Source organism: Undibacterium sp. RuTC16W (assembly GCF_049339445.1).
In the GTDB taxonomy this organism is placed as follows: Bacteria; Pseudomonadota; Gammaproteobacteria; order Burkholderiales; family Burkholderiaceae_D; genus Undibacterium.
On record NZ_JBMPPE010000003.1, the window covers coordinates 161,484 to 176,847 of the forward strand.

The window sequence follows — 15,364 nt, forward strand, 5'->3', positions numbered from 1 at the left end:
ATGAAGAAAGAATTGAGATAACCATGCCACAAATTATCGTATTGCCTCACCCGGTTTTATGCCCTGAAGGAACCGTGATCAACGCTGCCGAAGGTAAATCCTTGTGCGAAGCACTGGTCGAAAGCGATGTTGAAATCGAACATGCCTGCGAAATGTCATGCGCCTGCACTACCTGCCATGTGGTCATCCGTGAAGGCTTCAAATCACTGAATGAATCCACCGATGATGAGGAGGATTTACTCGATGCCGCCTGGGGTTTAGAAGCGACGTCACGCCTGTCTTGCCAGGTAAAATTAGGCAAGGAGGACATCACGATCGAAATCCCTAAATACACCATCAATCACGCGCGCGAGAATCACTAGAACGATGTGATTCACAGAGAGCAACAGCAGGAGACGAGTATGAAATGGATAGATACTTTTCAAATCGCGGAAGCCTTGTACGACAAGTTTCCTGGTATCGATCCGCTGAAGATACGCTTCACCGACCTGCATCGCTGGGTCTGCGAGCTTGATGGCTTTGACGATGATCCGAATCACTCTGGTGAAAAAATTCTGGAAGCCATACAAATGGCATGGATAGAAGAAACCAGATAATTCCGTAAGTGGTAAAAACCCGCAAAACACCGCGGAGATCGAACCCGCGTCTTGCCTAAGCGCAAAAAATATTTTAATATCAAAAGGCCTTTGATATATCTGCTGCAAAGCGGCATTTGTATTGCCTGGCATAGAGGGTAGACGCACGCCAGTCTTGCGCGCTCCGGGTTGATGCTGACACGTCATCCACGCTTCGAGAAACGCCTCCAGCACTCGCTAACAAGAAGTGATGTACAAGGATCTTGCAATGCAGTTTCGACATCTACTATCTGCAATCCGCAGCCAGCTCACGCTCAGGCTTGCCATCATCCTTGCTGTCGTGTTCGGCCTTCTTGCTCCTTTTGTTGTGCTGATTCCCTATTATCAAACCAGTATTGAACACGTCGCACGCGAACGTACTGATGCAGATCATAAGCGGCTGGCCGATATTCTTGCGGTCATCTTGAGTGAGCCGCTGTGGCAAATCACACCAGAAATTGCGAATGTGTCCAGCGAAGTGGTGTACTCGGATCCTCGGGTCGCAGAAATTCGCGTTGTTACCCTGCCCGATCATAAAGAATTTATCAAAAACAATATTCGCAGAAAAACGCAGGAAGGTCCTTTCAAAGTCGAAAAACGCGAGATCAAGCATGGTGAACAGATCATCGGCGAAGTCGAACTAACCCTCGCAGAGGACATTCTGCGTGAGAATCTTGCCTCGGAATTTAAACGCTATGCCAGCTCAGCGCTGGTGTCTCTGGTCGTTGCGGTGGTGTTTATTTTGATGGTATTGCAGTGGCGTCTGGTTGAACCGATCAAACTCTTGATGGGCGAGTCTGACCGGCTCGCTAACGGCCAGCTTAATGAGCCTATATCTCTCAAACGGGAAGATGAGTTAGGCCACCTGGCCTTAAGTCTGGAAGCGACCAGACAAGCCTTACAGCGCTCATTCTCTGAACTGGAAGTGAAGAATCAGCAATTGCTTGAATACTCCGGCACGCTTGAGTCCAAAGTCAGACAGCGCACGCAAGAGCTCGAAACCGTGAATATGACCCTGGAAACGGCGTTGACCAACGTCAACAGCGCCCAAAACGAACTCGCACGTATTGAGCGCATGGCGGCACTGGGATCGATGGTGGCGGGTGTTGCGCATGAGCTAAATACGCCGCTGGGTAATTGTCTGCTGGTCGCCAGTACACTGGAAGAAGAGACACGGCATTTGCACCGCATGATGGACGAAGGCGGCATGCGGAAATCGGATTTGACCCGTTACGCCGCGATGGCGAGTGAATCGACTAAACTACTGCTACGTGGACTGCAACATGCAGCACGTCTGGTTGGTGATTTTAAACAGGTCGCAGTTGATCAGTCGAGCGCCCAACGGCGACAATTTGGCCTGCTGATCATGCTGCAAGAGCTTGCCGCCCTGCTGAACTCGAGCTTACGTAAAACACCATTCACTCTGGAGCTGGATATCCCGGCGGATATAGAACTCGACAGCTATCCCGGCCCGCTTGGTCAGGTATTTACAAATCTGGTCAATAACGCTGTATCACACGGCCTGGACGGATGCACAGAAGGTCACATGCGTTGTATGGCGCAGCGCCAGGGCGATCATGTACTGATCGTGTTTGAAGATAACGGCAAAGGTATTCCGCCAGAGATTATCAAACGTATTTTTGAACCATTTTTCACGACAAAGTTCGGCCAGGGTGGCAGCGGCCTCGGTCTTTCCATCACTTTTAACATCATCACCAATGTACTGGGCGGAGAAATCCGTGTGACCAGCACAGCTGGTCAGGGTGCACGCTTTGAAATCAGCATTCCGCTGACAGCTCCAGGGCAAATAGAGTCGCAAGATCCTTTACTGAACAATTGAACATACTCCCACCAAGTATATTTTCAACACCTATATAAAATATGCGGATAGATGGGTATTTCTCTGAATATTCAGGGGAGTATTTGACATTCACCGCTTAATCACAGCTAAATCGCCACTTAGTCACCACTAACTCATCTCGAATTGATCGCAAATTCCTCGTACATTCGTCATCAACTATTGAGCAGCCGCCCTCTGCACAGCACCAAGGACACGAATACCCGTTACAATCTCACAAATTTTTTCAAAGCTGATCATGCGCCAATACCTCGACTTTATGCGCCATGTGCAACAACATGGCACCACCAAAACAGACCGCACCGGCACTGGTACCGTCTCTGTTTTTGGCTATCAAATGCGTTTTAATCTGCAGGAAGGATTTCCCCTGCTGACGACAAAAAAACTCCACCTCAAGTCCATCATTCACGAGCTAATCTGGTTTTTGGCAGGTTCGACGAACACAAAATACCTGAAAGAAAACGGCGTCTCAATATGGGACGAATGGGCGGATGAAAACGGCAATCTGGGCCCGGTCTATGGCTCGCAATGGCGTAACTGGCCTGCGCCAGATGGCCAGCATATCGATCAGATCAGCCAGTTAATCGCTCAGATCAAAAGCAATCCCGACTCTCGCCGCCTGATTGTCTCTGCATGGAATGTCGCGGATATTCCTCAGATGAAATTACCACCTTGCCACGCTCTGTTTCAGTTTTATGTTGCTGATGGCAAATTATCCTGCCAGTTGTATCAGCGCAGTGCCGATATCTTCCTTGGTGTGCCATTTAATATCGCCTCGTATGCGCTGCTGACGCACATGGTTGCTCAACAAACAGGGCTGGATGTGGGGGATTTCATCTGGACGGGAGGTGATTGCCATCTGTATTCAAATCATATGGATCAGGTAGCCGAGCAATTGTCACGCAACACCTTGCCATTGCCAAAACTTAAAATCAAACGTCAGCCAGAGTCTATTTTTGACTACCAATTTGATGATTTTGAGTTCATGGATTATCAGTTTCATCCGCACATCAAAGCGCCGGTTGCCGTTTAGATTCGCGCCGCCTGCATCCGCCTACAGTCAAACTCAGTTCATTTCATCACTATGTCATCGTTCACCATTATCGTAGCGACGGATCGCCAGAATGGCATCGGCATCAATAACGCCCTGCCCTGGCATTTGCCTGAGGATCTTGCCCATTTCAAACGCACTACCAGCGGTCACCCTATCGTGATGGGACGCAAGACCTTTGAATCGATCGGCAGACCTTTACCAAACCGGCGCAATATAGTGATCACCCGCAATTCTGACTGGCAGCATGACGGTGTCGAATCCGTAGCGTCATTGGCGGCGGCTCAGGCATTGGTGGCGGGACAATCCGCATTTATTATCGGAGGAGCGGAAATTTACCAACAAGCGCTACCGCTGGCAAATTGCCTGATCGTGACGGAAATACAACAAATTTTTGATTGCGATGCTTTTTTTCCGGCAATCAATCACGCAGAATGGAAAGAAGTGGCGAGAGAAGAATTCGTATCAGAAAAGAATCAATTAGCTTATGCTTTTGTTACTTATCAGCGCTTGTAGCGTGCCCTGATAATTAGTCACGCCGTTAGTCCCAGTCATTAGTCCGACTAATTAACGCACGCAACTCATACTCTCATACCCATAAGCAATAGCAATAAACCACGTCAATAACAATTACAAAGAGGAATCACCATTATGTCTAGTGAAGGTTTTCACGTACACGGCCCCCATGATCACGAACTTGAGCACGCAGCACACGGTAACGATGATTTCGCTAGCAAAATCGCGGTTATGACCGCCATTATGGCAACCGTCGGTGCCTTGTTTGGGTACCAAGGTGGTGCAACACAAAACGATGCCGCAATGTTCAAAAATGAGGCTGCCATCAAGAAGACCGAGGCAGCCAATCAATGGAATTATTATCAAGCTAAGTCGAGCAAGCAAAACCTGGCCGAATTAGCGATGGTCTTGCCCGGTGCCGATATAGAAAAATACAAGGCAAAGGTCGCAAGATACGAAACCGAAAAAGAAGCGATCAAGGTCAATGCCGAAAAATTAGAGGCAGAATCACAAGAATGGGATCACAAATCCGAGGGTGCATTGCATCAGCATCATCGCTGGGCGCAAGCAATGACCGGTGTACAGATTGCCATTTCACTGGCAGCCATTACCTTGCTGACCAAAAAGAAATGGTTACAATTTGCCTCATATGGCGTTGCTGGAGTAGGTGTAGTATTGGCAGTGCTGGCCTGGTTACATATCTAAGCGATTGATTCAGGGCATAACATGAAAAAACTCTTACCCTTGCTACTCATCTGTGTCAGCTTTGCGGCTCATGCACAGACATCAGAGTATGCACAACTGGTTCCCAGTCCTTATTTACCGAAAGATGTGAATTTTTCGCTAGGTGCGGCTGCTTTTTCTGCCGCTCGCTATACTGGTTCTGATGAGCGCCGCCTTGCTGCGTATCCTTTAATCGATGCTCAATGGAGAAACGGTGCTTTTGCCAGTACGATTTCTGGCATCGGCTACAATTTTTCAAAAGACCCCAGCCTGCAATACGGCCTCAGAATGACCGTTGAAGCTGCGCGCGATGAATCTCGTTCAGACCGACTGCATGGACTTGGGGATGTGGGCACTGCGATTGAGCCTGGTGCCTTCCTGAACTACATCGTTAATCAGAATTACTCACTCACCTCGTCTATCCGTTACGGTTCCGGTGTTGACCACAACGGACTGCAGCTCAGTCTTGGCGGACGAGCAACGACGTCCTTGAATACGCAACATCGTTTGTCTGCGAGTTTTGGTGCAAACTGGGCGAATACCTCATTTGCACAATCCTATTTTGGTGTGAACGCAACACAATCCGCGGCGAGTGGATACAACCAATACACGCCAACCGCAGGCCTGACAGACGTCAAGGTCGGCGCAAGCTGGAACTGGAGTATCGATTCGAACTGGTCACTGACCACAGGCGCTTCGGTAAAATACCTGACTGGCGATGCCGCCAAGAGCCCTTTTGTGTTTCAAAAAACACCAGTTACCATTTTTTCAGCAGCAAGTTACCGCTTCTGACGTGGCTCAAAGCTGACAATACGAGTCCTCAATATGACGCGTGGATGAAATTTTCGTCCATCGCCCATGATTGAGGATTTTTTTTCACATCTTCGCCCCCATATCTGAGAAAATTCGCTTTTTGAATTTTTCGGCGCGCAAGCGGTTGATCTAAGTCGGCAATTTGTTTTATCTACCGGCTTCACTTGCCCAGGCGTCTCCCTCGTAACAAGCTCTCTGGAGACCTCATGAAATTCCGCTTCCCGATCGTCATCATTGACGAAGATTTCCGTTCTGAAAACACCTCTGGCCTCGGCATACGCGCACTTGCTGACGCGATGGAAAAAGAAGGCATGGAAGTACTCGGCGTCACCAGTTACGGTGATTTGTCGCAGTTCGCCCAACAGCAATCACGCGCCTCCGCATTTATCTTGTCCATCGACGATGAAGAGTTCGGTGGCGGCTCGACCGAAGAAACCGATTACGCACTAAAATCCCTGCGCGCCTTCGTCGAAGAGATCCGTTACAAAAACGCCGACATCCCTATTTACCTGTACGGTGAAACACGCACCTCGCGCCACATCCCAAATGACATCCTGCGTGAATTGCATGGCTTCATTCATATGTTTGAAGACACGCCGGAATTCGTCGCCCGCCACATCATCCGCGAAGCAAAGTCTTATCTGGATGGCTTGGCTCCACCGTTTTTCCGTGCGCTGGTGCATTACGCCAATGACGGCTCATACTCATGGCATTGCCCCGGGCATTCCGGCGGCGTCGCATTTCTGAAATCGCCTATCGGACAAATGTTTCACCAGTTTTTTGGCGAAAACATGTTACGCGCCGACGTTTGCAATGCGGTAGAAGAACTCGGTCAGTTGCTCGACCACACGGGTCCGGTGGCCGCGTCAGAGCGTAATGCTGCACGTATTTTTAATGCCGATCACTGCTACTTCGTGACCAACGGCACCTCCACCTCGAACAAAATGGTATGGCACTCCACGGTAGCACCAGGCGACATCGTCGTCGTTGATCGTAACTGCCACAAATCGATTTTGCACTCCATCATCATGTGCGGCGCGATCCCGGTTTTCCTGATGCCAACGCGTAATCATCTGGGCATCATTGGACCGATTCCGCTGGAAGAATTTTCCATGGAAAGTATCCGTAAAAAGATCGAAGCCAACCCGTTCGCACGTGAAGCCAAGAATAAAAAACCTCGTATTCTGACGATCACACAATCGACCTATGACGGCGTACTGTACAACGTCGAGACTTTGAAAGAATTGCTGGATGGCGAAATCGACACCCTGCATTTCGATGAAGCGTGGCTGCCACATGCGACTTTCCATGACTTCTACAAGGATATGCATGCGATTGGTCAAAACCGTCCACGCGCCAAAAAATCGATGATCTTTTCCACTCAATCGACACACAAATTGCTGGCAGGTATTTCACAAGCCTCGCAAATTCTGGTACGTGAATCAGAAACGGTCAAACTGGACCGAGATAGCTTCAATGAAGCTTATCTGATGCATACCTCGACTTCCCCGCAATATTCCATTATTGCATCCTGCGACATCGCAGCAGCGATGATGGAAGCCCCGGGCGGTACCGCATTAGTCGAGGAGTCGATTCTGGAAGCACTCGACTTCCGCCGCGCCATGCGCAAGGTCGATCAGGAATGGGGACAAGACTGGTGGTTCCAGGTGTGGGGGCCAGATGCCCTGTCAGAAGATGGCATAGGATCACGTGATGACTGGATGATCCATGCGGAAGATGACTGGCATGGCTTCGGCAAGCTTGCTCCGGGCTTCAACATGCTGGATCCGATTAAAGCTACGATTGTCACTCCGGGTCTGTCGCTAGAAGGCAAATTCGGGGAGTCAGGAATTCCGGCATCAATCGTCACGAAATATCTGGCAGAACACGGCGTGATCGTTGAGAAATGCGGTCTGTATTCCTTCTTCATCATGTTTACGATCGGCATTACGAAAGGCCGCTGGAACACGCTGCTGACTGCCCTGCAACAGTTCAAGGACGACTACGACAAGAACCAGCCAATGTGGCGTATCTTGCCTGAATTTGCAACGGCCAACCCGACCTATGAGGGAATGGGACTGCGTGATTTATGCCAGAGTATCCATGAGGCCTACAAATCTCATGACGTAGCAAGATTGACGACAGAAATGTACCTCTCAGACATGCAGCCCGCGATGAAGCCATCAGATGCATTCGCGAAAATGGCGCACAAAGAGATCGAACGGGTGGCGATTGAAGAGCTGGAAGGCCGTGTGACGGCAATCCTGTTAACCCCTTATCCACCGGGCATTCCGCTGCTGATCCCAGGTGAGCGCTTCAATAAAACCATCGTTGATTACCTACGCTTTGTACGTGATTTCAACGAGAAATTCCCTGGCTTCGAGACGGACTGTCACGGTCTGGTCAAGGCAGAAGTCAATGGCAAACGAGGCTACTTTGTCGACTGCGTGCAAGCTGGTGCAGAATTAGCTTCATAACGATTGATTGAATTTGTGCGATTATTTCTATGATTGACAGAGCACAATCAGGAGTCAAATAAAAAAGCACTTGTGTGTACAAGTGCTTTTTTTATACACACCTGTTAAGTCTGTGCCGTCATGATGTAGCTAATTTCAGGATACAATAAAATCCAATTCTATATAAGCGTCAAAGTTGATACATGAATGAATTGTCCTCGTTAACTCCCGTCAATCCAGCTGAAATCAAAATTGGTCAGGCAGTTCCTTGGCCAGTGTACGATGCCTGGGGAAATTTGTTGCTGGAATCTGGCGCCATCGTGTCAAACGAAGCACAACTCAATGATTTGTTAGAAAACGGCTATTGTTCAGATACCCTTTGGACTGACGTTGAAAAAAAAGCCATCACTACGGTGGCTACGGCGATAAACAGCAAATCCGAAACAGCACCTGAAAAACCCACATCCGAACTCAATAAAGAAGCAATGATTGAGCTCGACAGCGTACGTTGGCACGTAGGTGAAATTTTTTATCTTCAGGTGCATGACAATGCCAATTTACGTTACACCGTTCGGCTGATTGGCTTCGTCAAAAACAAATCAATTCTGGTCACTGCGCCCATGATCGACGGAAAAGGCGCGCTCATCAGAGATGGCCAAACATTTATTGTCCGAGCCTTCCCTGGCAAAAGAGCTTACGCCTTTACTACATCGGCAGTGAAATCTGTTTTTAGCCCGCATGCATACTTGCATTTAACATATCCAAAACAGGTACGCTCCACCACAATTCGCCAGAATTCGCGCGCCACCGTAAAAATCATCGCGGCAGTAACCATAGGTGAACCGGAGCAAACAGCAGCTGCCACGCTGGGCGATCTGAGCATGGGTGGCACCTCAGGCGTGATCAAAAAGCCACTTGGCAAAAAGAATGACGTCGGCACAATAAAATTCAAAGTTAATGCCGCAGGCAACGATGAGTTTCTGGTTTTAAAAGTCATATTGCGCTCAGTCAGCCCAACTGAAACAGGCGATGAATACCGACATGGATTTGAGTTTATCGATGTACCGACTCAAGCGAAATTAATCCTGTCGGCATTTGTTCATCAGACTCTTGCGGAGACAGAATAAGCGGTTGTGGCGAGCATATCGCACTTACCATTTATTACACTTCAAGAGTTTATCGACACAAAGTTTTACCCTTACTATGTTAACCAGAGTGCCGTGAAATTAATCTTGCCTGTTTTGGCGGCACGATAAATCACCAACATAACAGCGTAGTTAGACCAGTCATGCTGTAAAACTACTCAATATCATTTTGTCTAAGTTTGCCAAAACCTCGCGGAGAGAAATAATGTCGTCCAGTCTGATCAGATTTTTTGTTATCACATCGGTCATCGCGTTATTGGCGTCATGTGGCGGTGGTTCCGGCGGATCCACCAGTCCGGCTACCGGTGGCAGCACCGGCAGTACGAATCCAACTCCCACACCAACGCCAACCCCAGATCCTGTCGTACCCTTGACATCAACGCAGGCAGCAAGGTTCCTTGGCCAAACCACTTTTGGTGTAACAAGTGACGATATCAACAAAGTTATTGCCAGTGGTTACAGTAGCTGGATCGATACACAATTTAATTCCCCGCAAAAAATGCACCGTAGCTATATGGATACGACTAGTGCGACTTTGCCAGCCAGTACATCACTTAGTCAAAATCAATTCTTTGAGTCATTCTGGCAACAGGCTATTACGGGCGACGACCAGTTACGTCAACGGGTCACGTATGCACTGTCACAGATATTTGTTGTGTCATTCCAAGATAGTACTGTCAACAATTATCCTCGCGGCGTAGCTTCTTACTACGACACACTGGCTAGCGGCGCTTTTGGAAATTTTCGTGTATTGCTGGAAAATGTTTCGCTTCATCCCATGATGGGAATTTATCTGACCTCCCTGCGTAACCAAAAAGAATCTGGAACGCGAGTTCCAGACGAAAATTATGCTAGAGAAGTGATGCAGCTTTTCACGATCGGCCTGACGCAACTAAATCAGGATGGCACACCTAAACTCAATAATGGCAAACCGCTGGAAACCTATTCCAATGCAGACATTACCGGTTTGGCAAAAGTATTTACAGGCTGGAGCTGGGCTGGCCCAGATAAAAGCGACACCCGCTTTTTCGGCGGTAATGCAGATCCCGACAGGGACTGGAAGCCTATGCAAAGTTATCCCAAATATCATTCAACTTCTGACAAAACATTTTTGGGAGTGACGATACCCGCTCAGACAGCCGCCAATCCTGAAGCAAGTTTAAAAATCGCATTAGATCAACTCTACAATCATGAGAATGTCGGTCCTTTTATTGGAAAACAGTTGATTCAGCGCCTGGTAACAAGCAATCCCAGCCCACAGTATGTATCACGGGTTGCCGCAGTGTTCGCTAATAACGGACAAGGTGTTCGTGGCGACATGAAGGCTGTAATCAAGGCCGTTTTACTAGATACAGAGGCTAGAACAGATACCAGTCCTACCACTACAAGTGCAGGAAAACTGCGTGAGCCTGTTTTACGTTTAGCCAACTGGATGAGGTCCTTCAGCGCAAAGTCAACGACGACACGATTCCTTCTGACCAATCTGGATGATCCACTAAGTGCAATCAGTCAGACCCCGATGCGATCACCAACCGTATTTAATTTTTATCGCCCCGGTTACGTACCACCGAACACGACGATTGCCAGCGCTAATCTAGTTGCACCGGAATTTCAAATTACCGGTGAGACGTCAGTGGTCGGCTATCTCAATTTCATGCGTGACGTAATCCCTAATGGTGTGGGTTCGTCAAGTGGTGTTGTACAAAGTGGCAGCACGTCAACCCGCGACGTCAAGGCAGACTACACAAGCCTGATTGCTCTCGCAGACACGCCAGATAAGTTACTGGATCAAATCAACCTGCTACTCACCGCAAATCAGATGAGCACAACGTTACGCAATCAGATACTGACAGCCGTAAATTCGGTAGTGATACCGACTAACAGCACAACCAATGCTGATGCCGCCAGAAAAAATCGTGTCTATCTCAGTATCTTCCTGACGATGGCATCACCAGAATACCTGACGCAAAAATAATCCGGAGAATAAGATGACTTCTAAAATCAATACGTCACGCCGCGAGTTTCTGCGCATGTCCTCAGCCCTGTCCGTCGTGGGCGCCGCAGGTGCACCTTTTGCACTGAATCTGGCAACCATGGCGTCAGCAGCCGCGCAAACCGTACCAAACGACTACAAGGCACTGGTCTGCCTGTTTATGTTTGGCGCGAATGATCATGCGAATACCGTGTTAGCAACCGACAGTACATCCTGGTCGCAATATTTATCAGTGCGCACGACTAACGAAGCTGGTTCAATTGCCTTGCCCGCCGTCGGTACGACTGGCGGTGTTCTTCCTATCGCGCCAAATTCGACGCAGACAGGACGTACGTTTGCTTTGCATCCAAGCATGACGGAGTTAAAAGGATTGTTCGATAATGGTCGTGCTGCGATTATCAGTAACGTCGGCCCTCTGGTCGTGCCGACGACACTCGCTCAGTACAAGGCTGCCAGTGTGCCGCTTCCACCGAAACTATTTTCGCACAACGATCAGCAATCACTGTGGCAAGCGTATGCGCCCGAGGGTGCTGCTTATGGCTGGGGTGGCCGTATGGGTGATTTGATGGCAGCCAATAACAGCAACCCTATTTTCACATCAATTTCTGCTTCGGGTAATGCCGTATTTCTCGCGGGCAGAACCGTTAACCAATACCAGGTCAATGCATCCGGAGCAGTACCGATTGGCGGCCTCAGCGGTGCTTTATTCGGGTCCAGTGCCGGGGCCAATCCCTTACAAGCGATCATCACCGCGAATTCCTCTCATTTACTTCAGAAAGAACATGCGGTTGTTACCAGCCGCTCCATCAATGCGCAAAGCTTACTCAGTCCATCGATGGCACCAGCTGGCGGCACCGGCGTCCCAAATCCGACTCAGTACACGAATCCCAATACCGGCACACTTGCGACCAACTCGCTGGCAGTTCAACTACAAACTGTGGCGCGAATTATTGCGGGACGCAGTGCATTAGGCGCAAAACGCCAGGTGTTTTTTGTCAGTATGGGCGGCTTCGATACCCATGATTTTCAGCGGACCTCGCAAGCGGATTTGCTGGCAAAAGTGTCGCACGCAATTGCCTATTTCGATGGTGTTATGGGAAATTTGCAAGGTGCTGACGTACGCAATTCAGTCACCCTGTTTACCGCATCCGACTTCGGCCGCACCTTCACGAGTAACGGCGATGGCACTGACCATGGATGGGGCTCTCACCATTTTATCGTCGGTGGTGCAGTCAAGGGCAAGGACATCTATGGTACCTTCCCTGTCACCGGGCTCAAGCATGACCAGGACGTGGGCTCAGGTAGTTTGTTACCCCAATTCTCAGTAGATCAATATGGTGCGACGCTGGCAAATTGGTTTGGCCTCAGCACCACACAAATCAACGATGTATTCCCGAATATTACAAACTTCACCAATCGTAATCTGGGATTCATGGCCTGAAATTCGTAAGCTGAGATTCATAAGCTGAGATTCATAAGCTGAGATTCATAAGCTGAGATTCATAAGCTGAGATTCATAAGCTAAAATTCGTCAGCAAAATCTTAACTACAGGCGATGGATTTTCACTAAAAAATTGAACGTGCTGTCAAGGTCGTAAAACGTTCCAACGCATAGGTACCGGCCAGCGAATTACCGGTCGGATCTAAGCCCGGGGACCAGACTGCGACAGCAAGTTCTCCCGGCACCAGCGCCAGAATCCCGCCGCCAACACCGCTCTTGGCTGGCAAACCGACACGGTACGCAAAATCACCCGCGGCATCATAAGTACCGCAAGTCAGCATCAAGGCATTCAGTCGTTTCGCCGAGCTCGCATCGAGGATCTGCTGGCCGCTCCAGGGAATCGTTCCATGCTGAGCCAGAAAGCTCCCTGCTTTAGCCAGTTCCGCACATGTCATCGTGATGGAACATTGACGGCAATAACTATCGATTACCATCTTCACCGGATTATGCAGATTACCAAAATCCTTCATCAGATGCGCAATCGCATAATTTCTATGCGCAGTCTCGCGCTCTGACTGAGCGACCGTCACATCAAAATCAATATCCAGCTGATCTGCAATCAAACGTGCAAATTGTAAAATCGCAATATCTGACTGAACAAAACGACTGGATAAAATATCGTTGATCACCAATGCTCCAGCATTGATGAAAGGATTGCGCGGCTTACCACGCTCGTATTCGAGCTGCACCAGAGAATTAAATGGACTGCCGGATGGCTCACGACCAACGCGAGTCCAGATCGCATCACCTTCCCGTGAAAAAGCCAATGCCAGCGCAAATAACTTCGTCACACTCTGCAATGAAAATTTTACTCCGGCAGCACCAATCGAAAACTGGCGCCCGTCAAGGCAATATACCGCCATTCCGAACTGTTCAGGTGAGACCTTGGATAATTGCGGAATATAACTCGCAACTTTGCCTTGCGACAACAGTGGCTGTACTTCGTAATAAATCGCACTCAGAATATCTTGATAATCAGGTGAATGAATGACGGACATGGTTTCTCAAATCTGGAACGGGCACACAGATTAGCATATGAGCAAGAGCATGTTAAGGACCACTTATTCCGTGAACCAATTGCCACAGTCCCACTAACAAGAAAAATAAAGAAACGGGCGACGCCAGAATGCGCATCACAAGCCTTTCTCAAAATGATAAAGTAAAGGTTTAGTGTATCGACTTACCTCCTATGAACTACAGCAACTCTCTCCATCGTTCCGCATTGATATTGACCTTGTTTGCGACACTTACGTCAGGCTCAGTGATATCAGCGCAAGCGCAAACAATGTACCGGTGCGGCAGTGTTTTTCAGGACAAGCCTTGCGAAAGTGGCCAGCAAAAAGTCATTGGCACCATCAAAACACCCGGCCCGTCAGACAAACCTGCATTAGACTTGAGCTGTACCCGTCGCGGTGAGGAAGCAAAAAAAATCATCTGGATGCGTGAGGGCGGTGCACTACAAGATAAATTAATGGCAGAAGCCAGTACCAGTGAGCGCCGCAAACTGATCGCAGATGTGTATGCCATCCGTGGCAATTCCGGCGACGTCAGAGCCGCCATAGAAAATGACTGTATGGCTGAAAAAACACGGGCACAGCAATTTGGCACCAGAATAGATGAAGATATACCGGGTCAGGCTCGTGCTGCCACCCAGCGGGCAAACGCAGAGCAAGACAAGCCAATTAACAATACGAGCGATACAGCAAATACAACGAATGCTGCAGCACGTAAACGCATGCAATGTGATCTTCTCAAAAACCAGTTAGCGACCGCCCGGCTTGATCAAAAATCCGGTGGTAGCGCTGGCACAATGGACACTCTCGCCCAACAGCGTCGCAACACTGAGAGCGAATTAAAATCATTCGGCTGTGACTCAGCGCAGCGATCACTTCAATAAATTTATCCCGATGAGACAATGCCGACAATTAAGCGCTCTGCGATTTAATCTCATCATCGCAATCTTGTCTGCGAGTTTGTTCAACGCCAACGCAGCGGAACTGATCGTCATGCAAAAGGAAGAACTACAGAAAAATTCCTCCGCTGTGCCACCGCCCCTGCGCTTCCAGTCCGCACTAGGTCAAGCCCTGGCAGAACAAATGAATCGCAAGGTCCGATACCTCGATTTACCACGCAAACGATTTGCTGAGGCGCTAGAAGCAGGTGAGGCCGATGTTTTGTGCGGCTATTTACCAGAGTGGCTACCAGGCGCCTTCGACTGGAGCAAACCCTTCCTGCCAGTAGCAGAAATTGTGGTCACGGCAAAACGGGCAAAGAAACCGGCAAGCATTCTTGAACTAAAAGGGCAAAGAATTGGTACCTTAATCGGCTTTGTCTATCCTGACCTGGAAAAGGCTCTGGGTGAAAATTTTATACGTGATGATGCGCCATCGATAGAATCTTCCATGCGTAAATTAGCAACGGGCCGCTTCGACCACGTGGCCACTACGGCAGCAGGTCTCTACTCACAGACTATGCAAAAGGATTTTTCGCTGCCATTGCATGCACCACTAACCATCAGGGAATTCAAAACGCAATGCGCCATTTCAAAGAATGGTAATGTGAAGGCAGACGAGGTAAATAAAGCAATAGACACCATTCTCAAGAATGGCAAATTGACAGATTTAATTCAGCACTATCACTGAAAAAACAGCATATAAAAACCAATAAACATGCCAGCACAATTACAACTTGCTG

14 protein-coding genes are annotated in these 15,364 nt (G+C 48.8%); 13 read left to right on the forward strand and 1 reads right to left on the reverse strand.

Going from position 1 to position 15,364, the window contains the following annotated elements:
* Positions 1–23 precede the first annotated feature (23 nt).
* The 11 genes from fdx (at position 24) to ACO0K4_RS07495 (ending at position 12,610) form a co-directional block, all read left to right on the forward strand.
* The gene (gene fdx, locus ACO0K4_RS07445; protein ID WP_422955998.1) at positions 24–362 is read left to right on the forward strand and encodes an ISC system 2Fe-2S type ferredoxin; all 339 of its coding nucleotides are present in this window, start codon (positions 24–26) and stop codon (positions 360–362) included.
* A gap of 39 nt (positions 363–401) precedes the next feature.
* Positions 402–596, forward strand: coding sequence for a Fe-S cluster assembly protein IscX (iscX, locus tag ACO0K4_RS07450; protein ID WP_422955999.1), 195 nt, complete (start codon positions 402–404; stop codon positions 594–596).
* A 247-nt stretch (positions 597–843) separates the two neighbouring features.
* Positions 844–2,454, forward strand: coding sequence for a sensor histidine kinase (locus ACO0K4_RS07455; protein WP_422956000.1), 1,611 nt, complete (start codon positions 844–846; stop codon positions 2,452–2,454).
* Between the two features lie 256 nt (positions 2,455–2,710).
* Entirely contained in the window at positions 2,711–3,505 is a 795-nt protein-coding gene (locus tag ACO0K4_RS07460) for a thymidylate synthase (protein WP_422956001.1), read from the forward strand.
* 51 nt (positions 3,506–3,556) lie between these two features.
* Positions 3,557–4,039 carry a dihydrofolate reductase gene (locus tag ACO0K4_RS07465; RefSeq protein WP_422956002.1) on the forward strand — a complete coding sequence of 161 codons (483 nt, stop codon included), beginning with the start codon at positions 3,557–3,559 and terminating at the stop codon, positions 4,037–4,039.
* Between the two features lie 135 nt (positions 4,040–4,174).
* Complete coding sequence (locus tag ACO0K4_RS07470; protein WP_422956003.1) at positions 4,175–4,744, forward strand: DUF4337 domain-containing protein; 570 nt, start codon at positions 4,175–4,177, stop codon at positions 4,742–4,744.
* A gap of 21 nt (positions 4,745–4,765) precedes the next feature.
* Positions 4,766–5,554 (forward strand): MipA/OmpV family protein, encoded by a 789-nt coding sequence (locus ACO0K4_RS07475; RefSeq protein ID WP_422956004.1) that lies wholly within the window; start codon positions 4,766–4,768, stop codon positions 5,552–5,554.
* A 227-nt stretch (positions 5,555–5,781) separates the two neighbouring features.
* Positions 5,782–8,052: an Orn/Lys/Arg decarboxylase N-terminal domain-containing protein gene (locus ACO0K4_RS07480; RefSeq protein WP_422956005.1), complete on the forward strand. Its 2,271-nt coding sequence runs from the start codon at positions 5,782–5,784 to the stop codon at positions 8,050–8,052.
* Positions 8,053–8,234: 182 nt separating this feature from the next.
* Positions 8,235–9,158 (forward strand): flagellar brake protein, encoded by a 924-nt coding sequence (locus ACO0K4_RS07485; protein ID WP_422956006.1) that lies wholly within the window; start codon positions 8,235–8,237, stop codon positions 9,156–9,158.
* 223 nt (positions 9,159–9,381) lie between these two features.
* Complete coding sequence (locus tag ACO0K4_RS07490) at positions 9,382–11,151, forward strand: DUF1800 domain-containing protein (RefSeq protein WP_422956007.1); 1,770 nt, start codon at positions 9,382–9,384, stop codon at positions 11,149–11,151.
* A 13-nt stretch (positions 11,152–11,164) separates the two neighbouring features.
* Positions 11,165–12,610: a DUF1501 domain-containing protein gene (locus ACO0K4_RS07495; protein ID WP_422956008.1), complete on the forward strand. Its 1,446-nt coding sequence runs from the start codon at positions 11,165–11,167 to the stop codon at positions 12,608–12,610.
* Between the two features lie 125 nt (positions 12,611–12,735).
* On the opposite strand, the gene ACO0K4_RS07500 is transcribed toward ACO0K4_RS07495, so the two are convergent.
* Complete coding sequence (locus ACO0K4_RS07500) at positions 12,736–13,668, reverse strand: glutaminase (RefSeq protein WP_422956009.1); 933 nt, start codon at positions 13,666–13,668, stop codon at positions 12,736–12,738.
* A 191-nt stretch (positions 13,669–13,859) separates the two neighbouring features.
* Between ACO0K4_RS07500 and ACO0K4_RS07505 the strand changes: the two genes are divergently transcribed.
* Together ACO0K4_RS07505 and ACO0K4_RS07510 are read left to right on the forward strand one after the other, a co-directional pair.
* The gene (locus ACO0K4_RS07505) at positions 13,860–14,567 is read left to right on the forward strand and encodes a hypothetical protein (protein WP_422956010.1); all 708 of its coding nucleotides are present in this window, start codon (positions 13,860–13,862) and stop codon (positions 14,565–14,567) included.
* Between the two features lie 10 nt (positions 14,568–14,577).
* Positions 14,578–15,312 carry a substrate-binding periplasmic protein gene (locus ACO0K4_RS07510; protein WP_422956011.1) on the forward strand — a complete coding sequence of 245 codons (735 nt, stop codon included), beginning with the start codon at positions 14,578–14,580 and terminating at the stop codon, positions 15,310–15,312.
* Positions 15,313–15,364: the final 52 nt, after the last annotated feature.

Excerpts from the sequence above, each read along its gene's own strand:
- fdx (WP_422955998.1), top strand. The coding sequence starts at position 24 with ATGCCACAAATTATCGTATTGCCTCACCCGGTTTTATGCCCTGAAGGA.
- iscX (WP_422955999.1), top strand. The coding sequence starts at position 402 with ATGAAATGGATAGATACTTTTCAAATCGCGGAAGCCTTGTACGACAAG.
- ACO0K4_RS07455 (WP_422956000.1), top strand. The coding sequence starts at position 844 with ATGCAGTTTCGACATCTACTATCTGCAATCCGCAGCCAGCTCACGCTC.
- ACO0K4_RS07460 (WP_422956001.1), top strand. The coding sequence starts at position 2,711 with ATGCGCCAATACCTCGACTTTATGCGCCATGTGCAACAACATGGCACC.
- ACO0K4_RS07465 (WP_422956002.1), top strand. The coding sequence starts at position 3,557 with ATGTCATCGTTCACCATTATCGTAGCGACGGATCGCCAGAATGGCATC.
- ACO0K4_RS07470 (WP_422956003.1), top strand. The coding sequence starts at position 4,175 with ATGTCTAGTGAAGGTTTTCACGTACACGGCCCCCATGATCACGAACTT.
- ACO0K4_RS07475 (WP_422956004.1), top strand. The coding sequence starts at position 4,766 with ATGAAAAAACTCTTACCCTTGCTACTCATCTGTGTCAGCTTTGCGGCT.
- ACO0K4_RS07480 (WP_422956005.1), top strand. The coding sequence starts at position 5,782 with ATGAAATTCCGCTTCCCGATCGTCATCATTGACGAAGATTTCCGTTCT.
- ACO0K4_RS07485 (WP_422956006.1), top strand. The coding sequence starts at position 8,235 with ATGAATGAATTGTCCTCGTTAACTCCCGTCAATCCAGCTGAAATCAAA.
- ACO0K4_RS07490 (WP_422956007.1), top strand. The coding sequence starts at position 9,382 with ATGTCGTCCAGTCTGATCAGATTTTTTGTTATCACATCGGTCATCGCG.
- ACO0K4_RS07495 (WP_422956008.1), top strand. The coding sequence starts at position 11,165 with ATGACTTCTAAAATCAATACGTCACGCCGCGAGTTTCTGCGCATGTCC.
- ACO0K4_RS07500 (WP_422956009.1), bottom strand. The coding sequence starts at position 13,668 with ATGTCCGTCATTCATTCACCTGATTATCAAGATATTCTGAGTGCGATT.
- ACO0K4_RS07505 (WP_422956010.1), top strand. The coding sequence starts at position 13,860 with ATGAACTACAGCAACTCTCTCCATCGTTCCGCATTGATATTGACCTTG.
- ACO0K4_RS07510 (WP_422956011.1), top strand. The coding sequence starts at position 14,578 with ATGAGACAATGCCGACAATTAAGCGCTCTGCGATTTAATCTCATCATC.